Here is an 18,014-nt window from a genome sequence, read left to right as displayed (position 1 = left end):
TTTCCTTGTCAACTTGCTTCATAGCTTCTCTGAATTAGATCTTTTGCTCGATCAAGATCCTTCCGGCCGCGCAGCGTGACTTCGAGATCTCCTGTCCCATAATGACCAATTTGCCGCACGTCACGGGTGAAGCCGGGCTTCAGCTCGACTTCGTCCGGATTGACCTTGAGATACATCGTGATGGCCTTCTTAGCCGGATGGACCTCGACGCAGGCAAAGTTCTTGATGCGCTTAAATGCCACGTAGTATTTGAGAACTTTCTCTTGCACGTCGTCGCCGAGCGCCAGAAGGTAGGACCGTAGCTCTTCATAAAGATCCCGCAGCGGCCCGGAAAGCTCTGCGAGGGTTTCGGAGATGGTCTTGGAAGACGTGATGGTGGTTTTTCCAGGAGTACCCGTTAACGCTTCTGTCCGGACCGTTACAGCGTTCACCAGTTCGAGCAGAAGCAGATCATTACCGAATCGTCGGTAACGGATGAGTTCGATGTTGCGGTTTATCTGCTGCACGGCATGTTCATCGTAGCGGGTGAAATCGCCGGCGATGCAGATCAGTCGGGGTGCCGACCAGTCAATTTTGTCGGCTTCTTGGTCGCCAAGCTTTTTTTGAACCAGGAGATGGAAGTCCGCCTTGTGGTCGAGCAGCCAGTCTAGGTAGAATAGCCCCTGATTGATCACGTTTTCATTGGTGGCCCGCTTGTATTCAATGATGACGGGGCATCCGTTCTCGTCAATTCCTAACGTGTCGATCCGCCCGCCGTGCCTCGGGCCGGTGGGATACTCGCTGGCCAAGAAGCGCACACCGAGCAGGCTCTCAAGGTTATTTTCAATTAAAGTTTGCAGTGACTTCTCCAACGTGACTGAGCTGCCGATGAGTTCTTGAACGCTACCGTTCTTGATCCTGAACAGTTTAATATCGCTCATTTTTCCTCCCCTCGCATCATCAGTCGTTTGAACAGGGGATCCAGCGAGGTTACGCCCGGCGTAGGACTGTCACCGTTGATAAGGATCTCGTCCCACGTTTCCCCCTGCGCTTCCATTTCGACGATCTTGCCTTCCAGGAAGGTGCGTTCGGCCTTAGGATCATAGTCTTTCATGTCACGCCAGAGGACCAGGACACGTCTCTTGTTCTCGCGGTCAGCAGCTTTTACAACGCGGTATTCCCGGTTGCTGTCCTCAGGGTTGCGCCAGGTCTCATAACGACGGACACGCAGGCCGTAGAGGTAGTTAAAGGTCTCTACCACGTCCACGGGTTTCTTTACCGGGCCGCTGTCGGTGAGGATTTCCAGTTTGTAGTCGAAAGGATGGGCAAGGTCGAGGGTGCGCAGGCAGGTTTCGGCCTCCCGTAAAGGAAGCTCGATCCAGTAACGCAGGCGGTAAGCGTCTTCTCCGGCCAGTTCTTTGTAAGTCTTTTCATGCTGACCGGCTCGTTCCAGTGTAGACGGAGCGACCAGGTTGTGCAGGGCATCTTCGTAGGATTCAAGGCGGAGGATTTTGACCAGCCGCGGCGTGCGCTGGGCCTCTTCAGGCGTGGCTTCCCGCTTAGGCTTGCCATCTTTCCACTCCGGTGTGTACATCACCTTGGCGATGCGGGGTAGGAGCACGGTGTCGAAGTACTCGCCCATTTCCACGAGGATGAATTTGCGCCGCCCGCCGTCCTCACGGTTCAGGTTGATGACCGCGTGGCCCGTGGTTCCGGAACCGGCGAAGAAGTCTAGAACCAAATCTGACGGATTTGACACAGCATACACCGAGTCGGCTACAGTATGGATCGATTTAGGGTAAAGATTTTCATCAACTTTGATTCCTAATTCAGTTAACCATCTAGTTCCATAGTCTCCTGCTATATACTTTGGGTCATCCCAAACAGTTTTGAAAGATTTTACCGATCTTGCTTTTAGAATCTGGATTTCTCCGGTATTTGTGACGTGTACCTTTAGCAAGTGCCGAATTTGCTCAATGGTGTCTCTTGCATATCTCCATTTTCTTTCTATGCCTTGCGAGTCTACAGGATAAACAGCTACTTGACGTTCATTGACGTTGATGTTTGCTTGTCCTGGATGGAAATCATCATCACATACTTCACCAAAACCTACAATTTCGCCATTCTCAACATAGATAGGATAGAAGCAATTTCTAGCAGTTTCTCGCTCTGATTCTCGTCCCCATGCCCTAAGATTATCGAATTCCCACTCTGACTCAGGAACTGGTTTACTATTGATCTTGGTAAGTGTTTTCGGTATACAGAAATATGCAAAATCATGGTTATATGAAAAATACTTACCTTGAATACCTTTTTTATTATGCACGATTGAAACACATACTTTTTCGTACAGGTTCTCCGGAAAATGTAATGAAAGAAGCCTACCTAGCAATTCTTGTTCGTTTTCATCTATTGCTATTACATGACTACCATCTGAGGCAGAAAATTCCTTGCTTATGGAAATTCTTCCATCTATGAGTGAAAGCCAAGATGAATGCTTGTAAGAGTTCTTATACATAATTTCGGATGTCTTAGAATTATATGGTGGGTCAATGTAGACACACTTGACCTGTTCTCGATAGCGCTCTAGAAGCAGGCGCAGTGCCTGATAGTTTTCGCTATGGACCAGCAAACCATCGGTAGCCTCGTCCAGGTTTTCAAAGGGCAGCGCCTCCAGCAGGCGGCGTACAAAATCGCGGTCAAAATGCTTGGTGTGCAGCGGCAGGGTAGGGTGGGCTTCCAAGAAGGCTTCGTTGATCGTGCCCTCTTGGTTGAACAAGTCTTTCTGCGGCTCCAGCGCCAGCCATTTCCTCCATTCGGCCACTTGAGCCTGGTTGGCCAGAATCTCTGGCCAGAATTCCCGTGGCACGTGCTGAACGGGAATGAGATAGTCGGTTTCCAGCACGAACTTCTTCTTTTCAAAGAGCGCCTTCTGGGCGTCTTCGATGGTGGCCAGGAAGTCGATCACCTTCTCAGCTATCTTGCGGAAGGTACGCACTATCCGACGTTTGGCGTCGAGGTCCCCCTCCAGGTCCATCAGGTGGATAATTTGATCCTTGATGTAGAACTCCAACTCGCGGGTCAAAAAGCCACGCAGGTTCTTGTGGATGAAGTAGTCGCTGGTGTTGCGGCGGCAGAAGTGTCGCAGGCGTTTCTGCAGAATGGTTGGCGCTTCCTCGCTTCCATCGGCCGATCGGCTGAGCAGGGCACGCAGGTTCGCATCTGGAACGGCCTCCAGGATGCGAGGGAGGGATTCTTCTAGGATGGTTTCTTGCGCCTTGCTGGTTGTGCCGTATTGCTCAAGTTCCTCCGGCGTGGGCAGACGGTACTCAAAGGGCAGAATGAATTCCCTCGCCTTGGCGTCATAGGCCGCTAGGTCGGGCCGGGGGAAGAAGTAGCGGGTATTGCCCTTGGTGTTGTCTTTGGGGATGGAGGCTTCAGCCATGGTAAAGCGCACCCGGTACTCTCCCGTGAGGTCTTGCACCTTGAAAGCGTAATCCCGAAAGCGCTCGGCAGTCTTGACGTAGTGCTGGTCGCGGTTGGCCCAGTAGAAGAAAACTTCCTCGCCGTTATAGGGCACCGCGTAGGTTTCCCGCGTGCCATAGCGTCGCTTGGGGATGAAGTCGCCATCCTCGTAATAGCGACTGAAGAAGTTGACGAGATGGTTGAACACCTCAGCCTTGTGGCCTTCAGTCACTTGTAGTTTGATAAGTCTGGTGCGGATTTCCTCGTAGCGCTGACAAAGCTTTATGGAGCGATAGATTTCGGCAATGGAGCCATCAGACTGGATCGCGTCCTCACTGATGTTCTTCCGGATTTCCTGGGCGATCTTGTCCAACTCTTCCTGAAGCCGCTCACGATCTTCGCTGCTTGCCTTGGTAAAGGCCTCCTCTACCTCACGAGGCAACTGCTCAGTAATGAAGGCCTCAATCTCGGTGCGCTTGAGATGAAAGAGACGATAGAGACCAAAGTCCAGATCTGCAAGGTCGAACTCAAAAAGCTTCCGCATTAAGTCTTGAAACTTCTTCATGGCTGCATCCATAGGAAAAAGCGCCTCCTCAATGACTGCTATCTTTACCTTGAATAGTTTAACGCAACCCAACAACCTGAACAAACAATTCGTTTGGGAAATTTCACGTGATGTGACTCGTTCTTAACCCGACCTGGAGCGTGTAAAGTTTCAGTAGGAACACGGTGAGGAAAAAACGAAAAGAGACCTCACCGCAAGTTGTCTGGCCAGGCAACTTGCCCCGACACGAAGTCGAGGAGGCGGTGAGGTCTCATGGAATGGATTCGCGAAACCGTGCAAGAAATCCTCCTTCTTGTGCAGGAAATGGCTGACCTCCTGAAGCAAAGCCGGGATTTTGAGGCATTGGAGAAGGGCATCTACCGGCTGGTGCAGCAGGCAACCCTCCGGCTTTTGCAGGCGGCCTGTGCGGAGTTGGATCAACAGTTTATGAAAAACCGGGATCGGAAGCATTTAAAGATCGTGCATCGCAAGGAGCGCACGGTCCTGACGCCCTTTGGTGAGGTGCGTATTATACGTCGGTACTACGTGGACCGGGAAAGCGGTCAGGGCCGGTACCTTCTGGATGAGGCGCTGGGCTTGGCACCACGCCAGCGGCTTTCGCCGTGGGCAAGACAGTTGGCCGTAGCCCTGGCGGTGGAGATGCCGTATCACCGGGCAGCGGAAGTGCTCAAGCACGTGACGCTTGGGAATGTGGACATCCGGGCCATGAGCATCTGGCAGGAGGTACAAAAGGCCGGTAGGGAATTGGGGCAACAGATCGAACAGCGGCGGCGGGATGTGTTTGAACGGGGCGTAAGCCCCAAAGGGCAACGAAAGAGCTCGGCAGTGTATGTGGAAGCGGATGAGGTTTGGGTACCAGCCCGGCGTTCGGAAGGGAAGCGGGCAACGATTCCCGTCAAGGTGGCGGTGGCCTACGAGGGAAAAGGGGACGTTTCGGCCCAGCGGCGTCGTTTGCAAGAACGTTGTGTGCATGCCGGTGTAGCAGAAGGGTTGACTTTTTGGGAAGAGTGTGTGGCGAAATTTGGTCAGCATTGGGACTTCGATGCAGTGGAGCAATGGTATGTGGGAGGCGATGGGGCCGCGTTTGTAAAGGAAGGGTGTGCGTATTTTCCGGGAGCGCAATACCGGCTCGATCCATTTCACCTTCGTCGGAACCTGGTGGAGAGTCTTCGACATGACGAGAAGGCGTATCGGGAGGTTTGTGCTGCGCTGGCAACGTCCGATTGGGAAGGGGTTGAGCAGGCTCTGAAAGCAGCCGAACATCGCAGCCGCGGGGCACAGCGGCAGCGTGTGGTTCAGTTGTGGCGCTATTTGCGGACGAACTGGGAAGGCATTCGGGAGTTGGGAGAGCCCGTGCGATTAGGGGCGATTGAGGGACAAGTGTTTCATCACATTGCACGGCGGATGAAGCGTCATGGAGCGCGTTGGAGCGTCGAGGGGGCCGGCCGGTTGGCGCGGCTTTTGGCGTCGCGGGCAAATGGGGAACTGGCTGAAGTGGTGAAAACCAAGTGGACAGCCCAACCGGAAAGAATGAGCCATGTGTTTGGCAAAGGAGCGGCGGAGGAAAGGGAAAAGAGTTGGAGAGCAGACATAGAGGGATGGCTGCGCGCAAGGATTCCGGCCCTTAACGGGCCTGGATCCGGTGCGCCTTGGGTAAAGTATGTGCTTCGTGAGCTTGTGCGGACGATTCCAAGAATGGTTTAAATTGACCTAATTTTTGTGTCGGGGCACCTACTGAAAGTTGACACGCACCCCGATCTGACCTTTTCTTGACAACCCCCCGCCCCTTTTGCTACGTTTAACATTGACAACCTGCATGTCCAACGCTGGCCAACGCCATGACGGGGCGAAGTAGACCGCAGCCCTTCTCCAGAGAGGAGGCCCCTTGGGCTGGAAGGGCCTCTAGAAGAAGAGCGGTCGAAGGCCACCCCGGAGCGCGGGCAAACCCCGCCGGTGACACGCCGTTATCGTGCCGAGCGACGCGGACGGCCGCAGTGCGCAGCGGAACCCGGAAGGTGTTGCGGAGCCCCAACCGGGAACCGGTCGCGTGCAGGTTCGTTCGCGTAAGCAGGGTGGTACCGCGAGAGCCAACTCTCGTCCCTGAGGGGCGGGAGTTTTTTGTTTCGGACGCAAGACCACGGACGGAGGGATGGGTGCATGAAAGCGAGCGAGATCCGCCGGAAATTCCTCGACTTTTTCGCCTCCAAGGGGCACAAGATCGAGCCGAGCGCCCCGCTTGTGCCGATCGACGACCCGTCGCTCTTGTGGATCAACGCCGGGATGGCCCCGCTGAAGAAGTACTTCGACGGTCGCCTCGTGCCCGACAACCCGCGCATCGCCAACGCCCAGAAGTGCATCCGCACCAACGACATCGAGAACGTCGGGAAAACGGCCCGCCACCACACGCTCTTCGAGATGCTCGGCAACTTCTCCATCGGCGACTACTTCAAGGAAGAGGCCATCACCTGGGCGTGGGAGTTCCTCACCGGCAAGGAGTGGATCGGCTTTGATCCCGACCGCCTCAGTGTAACGATCCACCCCGAGGACGACGAAGCCTTTGAAATCTGGCACAAGAAGATCGGTCTGCCCGAGGAGCGCATCATCCGCCACGAGGACAACTTCTGGGACATCGGCGAAGGCCCCTGCGGCCCGTGCTCGGAGATCTTCTACGACCGCGGGGAGCACCTCAACCACACCGCCGCAAGCCCCGAGGAGCTCTATCCCGGCGGGGAGAACGAGCGCTACCTCGAGGTGTGGAACCTTGTCTTCTCCCAGTTCAACCACAACCCCGACGGCACGTACACCGAGCTGCCGAAGAAGAACATCGACACCGGGATGGGCCTGGAACGGATGGCCTCCATTCTGCAGGACGTGCCGACCAACTTCGACACCGACCTGTTCCGCCCGATCATTGACCGCACGGCGGAGCTTTCCGGCCTGCGCTACGGGGTGGACCGCGAGCAGGACGTGGCCTTCAAGGTCATCGCTGACCACGTGCGCGCCGTTACGTTTGCCATCGGCGACGGGGCGCTGCCGGGGAACGAGGGTCGCGGCTACGTCATCCGCCGGCTCCTGCGCCGCGCCGTGCGCTACGGCAAGGTGCTGGGGATCGACCGGCCGTTCCTCCACGAGCTGGTGCCCGTCGTCGGTGCCATCATGGGTGATTACTACCCGGAAGTGGTGGAGAAGGCCGACCTCATCCGCCGCGTCATCCGCACCGAGGAGGAGCGCTTCCACGAGACGCTGGAGGAGGGCCTTTCCCTGCTGCAGGAGCTTGTCGACGCGGCCAAGCGCGAGGGGCGCGACACGATTACCGGCGAGGAGGTCTTCCGCCTGTACGACACCTACGGCTTCCCCCTCGACCTGACCGAGGACTTTGCCGCCGAGCAGGGCCTGAAGGTGGACCGGGACGGCTTTGAGACGGAGATGGCCAAGCAGCGCGAGCGGGCCCGGGCGGCGCGCGGTGAACTCAGCGGCATGCGCGTGCAGGGCGGCGTGCTGGGCGACCTCACCGTGGAGAGCGCCTTCGTCGGCTACGACCGCCTGGAAGTGGAGACCCGCGTCGCGGCCCTGGTGAAGGACGACGCCCTCGTCAACGAAGTGGCCGAGGGTGACACGGCCCAGGTGATCCTCGCCGAGACGCCCTTCTACGCCGAAAGCGGCGGCCAGGTGGCCGACAAGGGGCGCATCGTTGGGCCCAACGGGGAGCTCGAGGTGGAGGACGTGCAGAAGGGCCCCAACGGCCAGCATGTCCACACCGTGCGTGTTGTCCGCGGCCGCGTGTGTGTCGGCGACGCGGTGACGGCGGCGGTGGACAGGGCGGCGCGCGCCGACATCGTCAAGAACCACACCGCCACGCACCTCTTGCACAAGGCCCTCAAGGAGGTCCTCGGCGAGCACGCCAACCAGGCCGGCTCTCTCGTGGCACCGGATCGGCTACGCTTCGACTTCACCCACTTCAGCGCCCTCACCGACGAGGAACTTCAGCGCATCGAGCGGCGGGTGAACGAGCAGATCTGGAAGCAGATTGACGTCACCATCTTCCACACCGAGCTGGAGAAGGCCAGGGCCATGGGGGCGATGGCCCTCTTCGGCGAGAAGTACGGCGACGTGGTGCGTGTCGTGCAGGTGGGCGACTACAGCCTCGAGCTGTGCGGCGGCTGCCACGTGCGCAACACGGCGGAGATCGGTCTTTTCAAGATCGTCAGCGAAAGCGGCATTGGCGCCGGCACGCGGCGCATCGAGGCGGTGACCGGCCGCCACGCCTACGCGTACCTGAACGAGCAGCTCGACTTGCTGCGCACGGCGGCGGATATGCTAAAGGCGGGACACGTTGGCGACGTGCCGGCACGCATCCAGCACCTGCAGGAGGAGCTGCGCGAGCTGGAACGGCAAAACGAGTCGCTGCAGGCGCGCCTCAGCCGGCTGGAGGCCCAGACCCTTGCCGAACGGGCCGAGACGGTGGAAGGGGTGAAGGTGATCGCCGCCAAGGTGAGCGGCGTCGACATGGACGGCCTGCGCACCCTGTGCGACGAGCTGAAGAAGAAGCTGGGCTCGGGTATCGTCGTCCTCGGCACGGCTGGTGAAGGCAAGGTGAACCTCGTCGCCGGCGTCACCGCCGACCTGGTCCAGCGCGGCTTCCACGCCGGGAAGTTGGTCAAGGAAGTGGCCGCGCGCTGCGGCGGGGGCGGCGGCGGCCGTCCGGACATGGCCCAGGCCGGGGGCCGGCAGCCGCAGCGGCTGGACGAGGCTCTGGCCTACGTGAAGGAATTCGTGCGCACGGTGCAGGTGGGCTGAGCCAAAAGTAGGCGAGCGCGACGCGCGATGCATGCGGGAGCCGCGCGATTCGGGCGTCGCTCCGACAAGGGGAAAATCCCGTCTCGCCGCGAAGAGGAAACAGGCCCTTCGCGGCGAATTTGTACCTGTAGACCGCTGAGCGAGGTGGCACCGGACCATGAGTTCGATGGACAGGACGATGCGTTTCCGCGTGAAGGAGGACGGTGGAGACCTCTCCCCGCGCGATGTGATCCTTACCGTGTACGATGCCCTCAAGGAAAAGGGGTACAACCCGATCAACCAGCTGGTGGGGTACCTCTTGTCGGGCGACCCGGCCTACATTGCCCGCCACAACAATGCCCGCACGCTGATTCGCAAAGTGGAGCGCGATGAGCTGATCGAAGAGCTGGTCAAGCACTACCTGCAGGTCAACGGACGGGAGTAGTGCTGCCGGCGAAAAGCCGAATGCGCCCGGCTGCCGCTCCGGGCATCCGGTGACCGGTTCCGGAGGGCGGGGCCCCGTGTTCCGCTATGGGTGCCCTCGCCAACGGGTGCGGCGTGAATGGCGGACGGGCCAGTGGACCAGACTAGGAGTGGGAACGGTTGCCATGCGCATCATGGGACTGGACGTGGGGGAGCGGACCATCGGCGTGGCGGTGAGTGACGAGCTGGGCCTGACCGCCCAGGGCGTCGCCGTCATCCGCCGTACGTCGAAGGAAGCCGATGCGGCCGCTCTTCAGCGTCTCATCGAACAATACGGTGTGGCCGCCATCGTTGTCGGCCTGCCCGTAAACATGGACGGCACCCTGGGGCCGATGGGGGAACGCTGTCGTGCCTTCGCGCGTTTTCTGGAAAAGCGGCTGGCCTTGCCGGTTCATCTGTGGGATGAGCGGCTGACGACGGTGTTGGCCGAACGGACGCTGCTCGCGGCCGACCTGAGTCGGCGTCGGCGCAGGCAGGTGGTCGACAAGGTGGCCGCAGCGGTCATGCTGCAAGGGTATTTGGACGCCAAAAGGAGGGAATGCCATGACGATGCAGGAGCCGATTGAAGTGGGCGATCCGGTCACGTTGGTGGATGGGGAGGAAGAACGGGACTTTCGGGTGATGTACGAATTCGAGAACAACGGGACCCGATATTTCGCCCTGGTGCCGGAAGAGCAGGTCCATGACGAGGAGCAAGATGTCTACCTGTTCCGCTTGGAGGAGGACGGGAGCCTGGCGCCTGTTGAGGATGAGGACGAGTTCAACGCCGCCTGGCAGGTGATCGAGGACGCCTACCACACCCTGGCCGATGAGGGCATGTTTGACGACGAGGACGACGCCGGGGAAGACGAGGAGGCGGGGCGATGACGGAACCGCGCATGGCCCGGGAAGTCTTTTACCTGCGCGAGGCGATGGGCGACGAGGTGGCGCTGGTTGGCGACGGGGCGGAGGAGCGCTACCGCGTGCTGACCGAGTTTGACCTGGACGGCACCGTCTACGCCGTGCTCAAAGGGCGGCGCGACGTGGACGGGGAAGACTGGTATCTCTTCCGCGTCCGCTTCGGTGAAAACGGCCCGGTGGCCGTGGAGCCCATCGAGGACGAGGACGAATGGGAGCGGGCGGCGGAAGCCTTCGACGAGTGGCTCTATTTCCAGGAGGAAGAAAACACGGGGCGCTAGGACGGTGCCCCGCATTTTTCGCGCAGTCCAGATGCGCAACCGCGGTCCGGCGGCCCACATGGCTCGGGCCGCTTTTCGTTTTCTCCGCCACACGCTTTCGGGGGCGAGCCGTATCGACGCCGTTTGACCCGCCGCGTTCCTGGCTATCCTATCCAATATCCCGTTTGCGGGGAGGATGGAATGATGGATGCGGCGCGGGGATGGCGGCACCGCAACCGGCTGTTTGCGCTGATGGCGGTTGGCGTGCTGATGTGGGCGGTGCTGTTGGGACGGTTGGGATGGATTCAGGTATGGGCGCAGCGCAGTTTTTCCGAGCGCGGGGTTGACCTGGTGGAGGCATCGGTGCGCCAGCGCGAGCGGGTATTGGTGCTTGATACCGGACGTGGCCCCATCGTCGATCGCCAGGGGCGGCCGCTCACCGGGCGCACGGTGCGGGCGCTGGCCTACTTGCCCGTGGCGCGGCGTGCGCTGCCCGACGACGCGGCCGTGCGGGGCCTGGCGGCCATTCTCAGTGCCGATCCCGAACGGCTGGCGCGCTGGTTTCGCGAGGCGAAGGGCCCCGTTTTCTGGCGCGACGCGCGCGGCCGCCTGGTGGCCCTAACGGCCCGGCAGGAGCGCGCCGTGGAAGCTTTCGGCCTCCCCGGCTTGCGCGTCTTTTCCGTAGCCGAGCGCTACCCGGAAGGCGGTGTGGCCCGCCATGTGCTCGGCTTTCTGAGCCAAAGCCCTGACCTGGTGCGCCGCCTGTACGAGGCGCGGGAGCGCGAGGATGGACCGCAGCCCCCGATGGTCGGCGCGGCGGGGTTGGAGCGGGCCTTTGACCCCTTTCTCCAGGGAGTGGGCCCCACGACGATTGCGTATTTCACTGATGCCCGCGGGAACGTGTTGTCCGGTCTGGGTCTCCGCGTCCGCGTGCCGGACAACCCCTTCTACCCGCTGGAACTGGTGACCACCCTGGATCTTCCGCTGCAGCGGGCTCTGGAACGCATCGCCGATCGCTTCCCCCTGCGCGACGGGGCGATCGTCGTCCTCGACGCCAAAACGGCCGAGGTGCGGGCCATGGTGAGCCGGCCGACCTTTGACCCGCGCGATCCCTACGCCGCGGGGGACGCGTGGCGCAACCGCGCCCTGATGCGCACGCCGCCGGGATCGGTGTTCAAGATCGTCGTTGCTGCCGCCGCGCTCGAGGAGGGCGTGACGACGGAGGAGGAGCGCTTTTTCTGTCCCGGCGAGCTGGGCAAGTATGGGTTTTCCTGCTGGAAGCCGGGTGGCCATGGTCACCTCACCATGGCCGAAGGGTTTGCCCAGTCGTGCAACATCGTCTTTGCTGAGCTGGCCAAGCGCCTGGGCGGCAAGCGGATGGAGCGGTACGCGCGGGCCCTCGGCGTCGTCGGTACCGTGGGCTGGGCGGAGGCGCCCTTTTTCCGCTTCCCGCGCTTGGCCCAGTTTCCCGAAGAGGAAGCGGGCCAGGTGTATGCCCGTCCGGAGGATTCGGCGGATGAGGGGGTGCTCGTTCAGACGGCCATCGGCCAGCGCGATGTGCGCCTGACGCCCCTGTCAGCGGCGAATCTGGTGGTCACGCTCCTCAATGGGGGTACACCCGCCGCGGTGCGGGTGGCGACGGAACTGCGCTACCAAACCGGCACGTCCTTCGCCGCGTTCGCCAAGCAGCGACTCCCCGAAGCGCCGGGCATTTCGCCGTATACAGCCTACCGGCTGCGCAAGCTCATGCGCGGGGTGGTCGAAGAGGGGACGGGCAAGGCGCTGGCCGCTCATCCGTGGAAACTGGCCGGAAAAAGCGGAACGGCCCAAGCCGTCCTGGGCCAACGCCGGGTGAATCACCACTGGTTTGTGGGATTTGGTTCTGTGCAGGAGCCGCGTTACGCGGTGGCCGTGCTGGTGCGCGGCCAGCCCCTGGAAGGCGAAAACCAGGCGACGCGCCTGTTTGGCGAGGTGATGGAGGTACTGGCGGCAAAAAAATAACCGCCCGGGCCCCTGCGGCATACCCTAACACGGGACTTCCGCAGGCCGGGAGGGGTGTCCGTGATCTTTGAAGAGCTGCTCTTTTTGGGCCCGTTTCTGGCGGTGTTTTTGGGATTCATCCTGCTTGTGCTGCCGGCGATGTGGAAGGAGCTTTTCCGGACGACGGGATGCCTGTTTGCCCTCTTTGCGACCATAATTATCGGCGCGCTGCTCGTGGCCCTCGCGTTTGCGGTGTGGGTGTACCTGTTTGTCTATTTTGATGTCGTCTAGACGGCAGGCTTACCGCTGTTCCACCGGGGCTTTCACGGCGGCGTCGGCTGCGTTGGAGTCGGTCGCCTCCGGCAGGCGCCTGATGTTCAAGCGGGAGATGCGCAGGCGATCCATCTCCGCCACCTCAAACAGCACGTTGTCGTACACCACCGTCTTCCCGACTTCCGGCGCCCCTTCCAGACGGGTATACACCCATCCGCCGATGGAATCCACTTCCTCGTTCTCGATGTCCAGCGAAAGCAGCTCGTTTACCGTCTCGATCAGCACGCGTCCGTCGACGGAATACACGTCGCCTTTCTTTTCCCACAAGGGCCGTTCGTTGTCAAACTCATCCTGAATGTCGCCCACGATTTCCTCGAGGATGTCCTCGAGGGTGAGCAGCCCCGCCGTCCCACCGTATTCGTCGACGACAATGGCCATGTGCACCCGCTTTTTCTGCATCAGCCGGAGCACTTGGCTGAGTTCCATCGACTCCGGAACGGTCAGGATCGGGCGGATCAGCGGCTTTAGGCTCTTCTCGCTGCCCGGTTTCAGGGCTTCGGCATACAAGTCCGAAACATGGACAAAGCCGATGATGTTGTCCTTGTCCTCTTCGGCCACCGGGTAACGGGTATGGCGCGTTTCGCGGGCGATGCTGAGGTTTTCCTCAAAGGAATCCTCCAGGTACAAGACAACCATCTTGGTCCGCGGCACCATCACCTCGCGGGCCAAGCGTTCGGAAAATTCGAAGACGTTGTCGACGAGCACGCGTTCCGTCTGATCGATGAGTCCGCGCTGATGGCTCTGCTTGACGAGGATGCGGATCTCCTCTTCCGTGTGGGCCTGCTGGAGCTCGTCGACCGGTTCAATGCCGATGCGCCGCAAAAAGGCGTTCGCCGTCCCGTTCAAGAACCAGATTGCCGGATACATCACCTTGTAGAAGAGCATGAGCGGCGGAGACAGCCACAGCGTGGCGGGTTCCGCCTTGCGGATGGCAATCGACTTGGGCGCCAGCTCGCCGAGCACGATGTGCAGGAACGTGATGAAGGAGAACGCGATGACGAACGAGATGGAGTGCACGGCCATCGACGGGACGCCAAGCGGCTCGAGAACGGGCTCGATCATGCGTGCGATGGCCGGCTCACCTACCCACCCCAAGCCCAGGGAGGCCAGCGTAATGCCCAGCTGGCAAGCGGAGAGGTAGGCGTCGAGGTGATTCGTGACGTGCTGGGCGTAGCGCGCCTTGCGGTTTCCTTCATTGGCCAGCTGGAGGAGGCGCGACTGGCGCACCTTGACGATGGCGAACTCGGCGGCAACAAAGAACCCGTTCAAGAGCACCAGCAGGAACACCACAAGAAGGTTGAACAGGACGGTAAGGAAACTCGGACTTTCCAAGGTGTTAACGCCCTTCCCCGGAACAAGGGGGAAGGGCACACCCCCCTTTCCCAAACGTTCCGGTTGCCGTGCAGGCGAATGGAGTTCGGGTTATTCCACCCGATATTCTCGTCGTTCTTCCATTATTCTTCACGGTTGACCTGGGTAAAGATCATGACATACTTCACCAATTCCAGCACAGCAACCAGGGTTGCGGCCACATACGTGAGGGCCGCCGCACTGAGCACCTTGTCAACACCCTTTTCTTCACCGCGGGCAATAAATCCTTCTTGCAGCATCAGCTTTTTCGCGCGGCTGCTGGCGTTGAACTCCACGGGAAGGGTGACAAGCTGGAAGGCCACGGCCGCGGAGAAGAGCACGATGCCCAGGCCGATCAGGTTGGCCCATTGCAGCAGAAAACCGCCCAACAGGAACAGCGGGGCCAGCGACGCACTGAAGTTGACCACCGGGAACATGCGGTGGCGCAGCACCAACATTGGGTAGCGAACCTTGTGCTGGATGGCATGCCCCACCTCATGGCAGGCAACCGACAGCGCGGCAATGCTCCGCCCGTAATACACGTTCTCCGACAGGCGCACAACGCGGTGGATGGGATCGTAATGGTCGGTCAGGTGACCGGGCACCGGTTCCACGGGCACGTTGTAGAGACCGTTGCGGTCCAGCAGGATGCGTGCCGCCTCGGCCCCGGTCAGGCCCGATGCGGCCGGAACACTGTGCCAGCGGCGGAAGTTGCCCTGCACGCGAAACTGCGCCCACAGCGAAAGGCCAAAGGCGGCAAAAATCAGGATATCCATAGGATGGAAGAACATCGAGTTCGCCCTCCATCTACCAAATGTTTTTGTGTTCCCCTGTTGTCGACTCCGGAAGCCGCAGCTCTACACCGGCGGCGGGGAGTTGCTCAAGAGCACGAGCATGCCTTGAAGCGTGGACATGGCCCGCGCGGCAAACTGTTTGGCCGCGTGACCGTGATCCTGGCTTTGCAGATGGGAGAGGGCCGGTGTGAGTTTGGCCAGCTCCTTTTTGGCTTGCTCCAGGGAGGCCAACACCTCTTCCATTCGCTGGGCCAGGTTGCGGAGGTTGCCCTCCTGCAGCAGATGATCCATTTCATTCAGCCACTCGCGGATTTCTTCCAGCGTGTACTTTTCCGCCTTGAGTCGCTCAATCCACCGCAGGCGGATCAGGGCGTCGTCCCCGTAATAGCGGTAGTTCGACGGGCTTCGCCGGACGGGGCTCAAGAGACCGATCTGGGTGTAGTAGTCGATGGTGCGCACGCTGAGCCCCGATTGGCGGGCCAGCTCGCCGATGCGGTAGAGTCTCCGTTCCCCATGGGTTTCACCTCCCGCTTTGAGCGGTCTTCCCTTTCAGTATACCCTCACCCAAACCATACAGTCAAACTGTATGCTGTAGGACAGACACGGACAGATGCCCAGCCACATAAAGTAGCACCATCCGTCGCACCGGGGAGGTGGCTGGGTGTGTTCGGTCTGTTTGGCGGGTTGGTTTTGCTCTTGAAAGATCTGTTGTTCTTTGTGTCGTACATCAAGAACAATGCCTTTCCTCAACCCCTGAGCGAGGAAGAAGAGGCCCTGTACTTGCGCCGGATGGCCGAAGGGGACCGGGAGGCGCGCAACAAGCTAATCGAGCACAACCTGCGCCTGGTAGCCCATATCGTAAAGAAGTTTGAAAACACGGGTGAGGAGACCGAGGACCTGATTTCCATCGGCACAATCGGGTTGATAAAGGGAATTGAAAGTTATCAGATGGACAAGGGAACAAAATTGGCCACATATGCGGCTCGCTGTATCGAAAATGAAATCCTCATGTATCTCCGTTCCCTAAAAAAGACGCGTCGGGAAGTCTCGTTGCACGACCCCATCGGCCAGGACAAGGAGGGCAACGAGATCACCCTGGCGGACATTCTCGGCACCGAGATGGACGAAGTCGTCGACGCGGTGCAGTTCGAGATGGAGAAGGACCAGATTTATGCGCACCTCGATTCCCTCGACCCCCGGGAGCGCGAGGTGATTCTTCACCGCTTCGGACTGGTGCGCGAGGAAGAGAAGACGCAGCGGGAGATCGCCAAGGAACTGGGCATTTCCCGTTCCTATGTGTCGCGCATTGAAAAGCGGGCGCTCATGAAATTGTATCAGGCCCTGTACAAACAGGGGCGCAACAAGCGGAAAGAGACGGAAGCGGAACGGGAATGAGGGGATTTTCCAATCGAGTCTGCACGGAAATGGGGAAGTATGATATAGTAGTGGCCGTAACGAATCGTTCGGGGAATTTTTCCGGTTGAGGTGAGCGGGTGCTTCTCCAACGGCTCGTTCCGGATTGGTACGTGGACAGCGTGTTTCAGATTGACCTTGACGCCTTGTGGAACGCAGGGATTCGCGGGATCATTACCGATCTGGACAACACGCTGGTGGAAGCCGATCGGCCGCAGGCCACGCCGCGGCTGGTGGCGTGGCTAAAACACGTACAAGACCGCGGGTTTCGCGTGGTCATCGTGTCCAACAACACCCGCACCCGCGTGGCCGCGTTTGCCGATCCCCTCGGCATCCCCTACATCCATCGTGCCCGAAAGCCGATGCGCAGCGCGTTTTTGAAAGCGCTGCGCATGTTGCAGTTGGACATCCCGCAGGTCGTCGTGATCGGCGACCAGCTGTTTACCGACGTGCTGGGAGGAAAGCGCATGGGACTGGCCACCATCTTGGTGCTTCCCCTCTCCGGTAAAGAGAGCTTCGGGACGCGCATCAATCGCAAGTTGGAACGGATTGTCTTTCGCTGGATGCGACGCAACGGCTGGCTCAAGTGGGAGGAGACGCGATGAAGCAGGGAAAACGGATTTGTCCCGGATGCGGGGCGGTGCTGCAGTCGGAGGACGAGACCCGACCCGGTTACGTTCCCGCCCAGGTGCTTGCGGAGCGGGAGGAGGTCACCTGTCAGCGCTGTTTCCGCATTACCCACTACAACGAAGTGATGACCGTTCGGCTGGAAGCGGAGGAGTTTGCGCGCATCCTGGAGCGGATCGGACAGACCGACGCCCTCGTCGTCAAGCTGGTTGACCTGTTTGACGTCAACGGGACGTGGATTCCCGACGTGGCGCGCTATACCGGTGACAATCCCATTCTCCTCGTGGGCAATAAGGTGGACCTCTTGCCCCGTCAGACGAATTGGCAAAAGGTGCGGCTGTGGCTGGAAGGGATGACGCGGGAACTGGGCCTGATCCCGACGCGCATCGAGCTGTGCAGCGGAAAGAAAGGGCTGCGCCTCGAAGCGGTGGCGGAGGCCATCGAGGAGCTGCGCGCCGGACGGGACGTGTATGTGATCGGGGTGACCAACGTCGGCAAGTCGACGTTCCTTAACCGCCTGCTCTCCCTCTATGGCGTAGGCACGCGGCGCCCCATCACCACGTCCCGATTCCCGGGCACGACCCTTGACGTCATCGAGATCCCGCTGGGCGACGGGCGCCGGCTTTATGACACGCCGGGCATCGTGAACGAACAGCAGATCAGCAACATGGTGTCCCCGCAGGACCTTAAGATCCTCATCCCGGAGGAAACGCTGCGCCCGCGGGTGTATCAGCTCAACGACCAGCAGACGCTGTTCTTTGGCGGCCTGGCACGGCTCGATTTCGTGCGCGGTGAGCGGCAATCCTTTGTCTGCTACGTGTCCAACCGCCTGCGCATTCACCGCACCAAGCTGGCCAATGCCGACGCGCTGTACGAGCGGCATCGTGGAGGGCTCCTGTCGCCTCCGCGGGGCAGCGATTGGCAGCGCCTGCCGCCGTGGGTTCGCCACACCTTCGAGGTGCCCCCGGATCCGGTGGACATCGTCATCTCTGGACTTGGCTGGGTCTCGGTGCGGGGGACGGGCGCCCTTGTGGACGTGTACGCCCCACGCGGCGTCGGGGTCGGGTTGCGTCGTGCCTTGATCTAGAGGGC

16 protein-coding genes are annotated in these 18,014 nt (G+C 60.2%); 11 read left to right on the top strand and 5 right to left on the bottom strand.

Features of this window, described 5'->3' with window-relative positions; translation table 11 throughout:
- Positions 1-8: 8 nt before the first annotated feature.
- Together ACYQ0Z_RS01310 and ACYQ0Z_RS01305 are read right to left on the bottom strand one after the other, a co-directional pair.
- Positions 9-920: a DUF5655 domain-containing protein gene (locus ACYQ0Z_RS01310; RefSeq protein ID WP_459863655.1), complete on the bottom strand. Its 912-nt coding sequence runs from the start codon at positions 918-920 to the stop codon at positions 9-11.
- Positions 917-4,021, bottom strand: a complete 3,105-nt coding sequence (locus ACYQ0Z_RS01305; protein WP_459863654.1) for a DNA methyltransferase — start codon at positions 4,019-4,021, stop codon at positions 917-919. Before ACYQ0Z_RS01305 ends, ACYQ0Z_RS01310 begins: the two co-directional genes overlap by 4 nt.
- A gap of 240 nt (positions 4,022-4,261) precedes the next feature.
- Here ACYQ0Z_RS01305 and ACYQ0Z_RS01300 point away from each other — a divergent pair, with 240 nt between their 5' ends.
- The 8 genes from ACYQ0Z_RS01300 to ACYQ0Z_RS01265 all read left to right on the top strand — a co-directional run bounded on the left by ACYQ0Z_RS01300 (position 4,262) and on the right by ACYQ0Z_RS01265 (position 12,696).
- A complete protein-coding gene (locus tag ACYQ0Z_RS01300) occupies positions 4,262-5,713 on the top strand; it encodes an ISLre2 family transposase (protein WP_459863653.1) in 1,452 nt (483 codons plus the stop codon).
- Positions 5,714-6,166: 453 nt separating this feature from the next.
- Positions 6,167-8,806, top strand: a complete 2,640-nt coding sequence (gene alaS / locus ACYQ0Z_RS01295; RefSeq protein WP_459863651.1) for an alanine--tRNA ligase — start codon at positions 6,167-6,169, stop codon at positions 8,804-8,806.
- A gap of 157 nt (positions 8,807-8,963) precedes the next feature.
- Entirely contained in the window at positions 8,964-9,230 is a 267-nt protein-coding gene (locus ACYQ0Z_RS01290; protein ID WP_459863649.1) for an IreB family regulatory phosphoprotein, read from the top strand.
- Positions 9,231-9,393: 163 nt separating this feature from the next.
- Positions 9,394-9,834 carry a Holliday junction resolvase RuvX gene (ruvX, locus tag ACYQ0Z_RS01285; RefSeq protein WP_459863647.1) on the top strand — a complete coding sequence of 147 codons (441 nt, stop codon included), beginning with the start codon at positions 9,394-9,396 and terminating at the stop codon, positions 9,832-9,834.
- Positions 9,812-10,135: a DUF1292 domain-containing protein gene (locus tag ACYQ0Z_RS01280; protein ID WP_459863645.1), complete on the top strand. Its 324-nt coding sequence runs from the start codon at positions 9,812-9,814 to the stop codon at positions 10,133-10,135. Before ruvX ends, ACYQ0Z_RS01280 begins: the two co-directional genes overlap by 23 nt.
- Positions 10,132-10,446, top strand: coding sequence for a DUF1292 domain-containing protein (locus tag ACYQ0Z_RS01275; protein WP_459863643.1), 315 nt, complete (start codon positions 10,132-10,134; stop codon positions 10,444-10,446). The genes ACYQ0Z_RS01280 and ACYQ0Z_RS01275 overlap by 4 nt, the downstream gene beginning before the upstream one ends.
- Positions 10,447-10,629: 183 nt before the next feature.
- Positions 10,630-12,426, top strand: coding sequence for a peptidoglycan D,D-transpeptidase FtsI family protein (locus ACYQ0Z_RS01270; protein WP_459863641.1), 1,797 nt, complete (start codon positions 10,630-10,632; stop codon positions 12,424-12,426).
- A gap of 60 nt (positions 12,427-12,486) precedes the next feature.
- A complete protein-coding gene (locus ACYQ0Z_RS01265) occupies positions 12,487-12,696 on the top strand; it encodes a hypothetical protein (protein WP_459863638.1) in 210 nt (69 codons plus the stop codon).
- Between the two features lie 9 nt (positions 12,697-12,705).
- On the opposite strand, the gene ACYQ0Z_RS01260 is transcribed toward ACYQ0Z_RS01265, so the two are convergent.
- The 3 genes from ACYQ0Z_RS01260 to ACYQ0Z_RS01250 form a co-directional block, all read right to left on the bottom strand.
- Positions 12,706-14,070 carry a hemolysin family protein gene (locus ACYQ0Z_RS01260; protein WP_459863633.1) on the bottom strand — a complete coding sequence of 455 codons (1,365 nt, stop codon included), beginning with the start codon at positions 14,068-14,070 and terminating at the stop codon, positions 12,706-12,708.
- Positions 14,071-14,192: 122 nt separating this feature from the next.
- Complete coding sequence (locus ACYQ0Z_RS01255) at positions 14,193-14,879, bottom strand: zinc metallopeptidase (protein ID WP_459863626.1); 687 nt, start codon at positions 14,877-14,879, stop codon at positions 14,193-14,195.
- Positions 14,880-14,945: 66 nt separating this feature from the next.
- Entirely contained in the window at positions 14,946-15,341 is a 396-nt protein-coding gene (locus ACYQ0Z_RS01250) for a MerR family transcriptional regulator (RefSeq protein WP_459863624.1), read from the bottom strand.
- A gap of 204 nt (positions 15,342-15,545) precedes the next feature.
- Between ACYQ0Z_RS01250 and sigK the strand changes: the two genes are divergently transcribed.
- From sigK to yqeH, 3 genes are all read left to right on the top strand, one after another.
- Positions 15,546-16,277, top strand: coding sequence for an RNA polymerase sporulation sigma factor SigK (gene sigK, locus ACYQ0Z_RS01245; RefSeq protein WP_459863622.1), 732 nt, complete (start codon positions 15,546-15,548; stop codon positions 16,275-16,277).
- A gap of 98 nt (positions 16,278-16,375) precedes the next feature.
- Positions 16,376-16,900, top strand: coding sequence for a YqeG family HAD IIIA-type phosphatase (locus tag ACYQ0Z_RS01240; protein ID WP_459863620.1), 525 nt, complete (start codon positions 16,376-16,378; stop codon positions 16,898-16,900).
- Positions 16,897-18,009, top strand: a complete 1,113-nt coding sequence (gene yqeH / locus ACYQ0Z_RS01235; protein WP_459863618.1) for a ribosome biogenesis GTPase YqeH — start codon at positions 16,897-16,899, stop codon at positions 18,007-18,009. The genes ACYQ0Z_RS01240 and yqeH overlap by 4 nt, the downstream gene beginning before the upstream one ends.
- The last annotated feature ends 5 nt before the right edge of the window (positions 18,010-18,014 follow it).

Source organism: Calditerricola yamamurae (assembly GCF_054654135.1).
The sequence above is the reverse complement of the archived record's forward strand: the minus strand, read 5'-3'. Positions and strand labels throughout refer to the sequence as shown.

Excerpts from the sequence above, each read along its gene's own strand:
- ruvX (WP_459863647.1), top strand. The coding sequence starts at position 9,394 with ATGCGCATCATGGGACTGGACGTGGGGGAGCGGACCATCGGCGTGGCG.
- ACYQ0Z_RS01300 (WP_459863653.1), top strand. The coding sequence starts at position 4,262 with ATGGAATGGATTCGCGAAACCGTGCAAGAAATCCTCCTTCTTGTGCAG.
- ACYQ0Z_RS01290 (WP_459863649.1), top strand. The coding sequence starts at position 8,964 with ATGAGTTCGATGGACAGGACGATGCGTTTCCGCGTGAAGGAGGACGGT.
- ACYQ0Z_RS01280 (WP_459863645.1), top strand. The coding sequence starts at position 9,812 with ATGACGATGCAGGAGCCGATTGAAGTGGGCGATCCGGTCACGTTGGTG.
- ACYQ0Z_RS01305 (WP_459863654.1), bottom strand. The coding sequence starts at position 4,021 with ATGGATGCAGCCATGAAGAAGTTTCAAGACTTAATGCGGAAGCTTTTT.
- alaS (WP_459863651.1), top strand. The coding sequence starts at position 6,167 with ATGAAAGCGAGCGAGATCCGCCGGAAATTCCTCGACTTTTTCGCCTCC.
- ACYQ0Z_RS01255 (WP_459863626.1), bottom strand. The coding sequence starts at position 14,879 with ATGTTCTTCCATCCTATGGATATCCTGATTTTTGCCGCCTTTGGCCTT.
- ACYQ0Z_RS01275 (WP_459863643.1), top strand. The coding sequence starts at position 10,132 with ATGACGGAACCGCGCATGGCCCGGGAAGTCTTTTACCTGCGCGAGGCG.
- yqeH (WP_459863618.1), top strand. The coding sequence starts at position 16,897 with ATGAAGCAGGGAAAACGGATTTGTCCCGGATGCGGGGCGGTGCTGCAG.
- ACYQ0Z_RS01270 (WP_459863641.1), top strand. The coding sequence starts at position 10,630 with ATGGATGCGGCGCGGGGATGGCGGCACCGCAACCGGCTGTTTGCGCTG.
- ACYQ0Z_RS01310 (WP_459863655.1), bottom strand. The coding sequence starts at position 920 with ATGAGCGATATTAAACTGTTCAGGATCAAGAACGGTAGCGTTCAAGAA.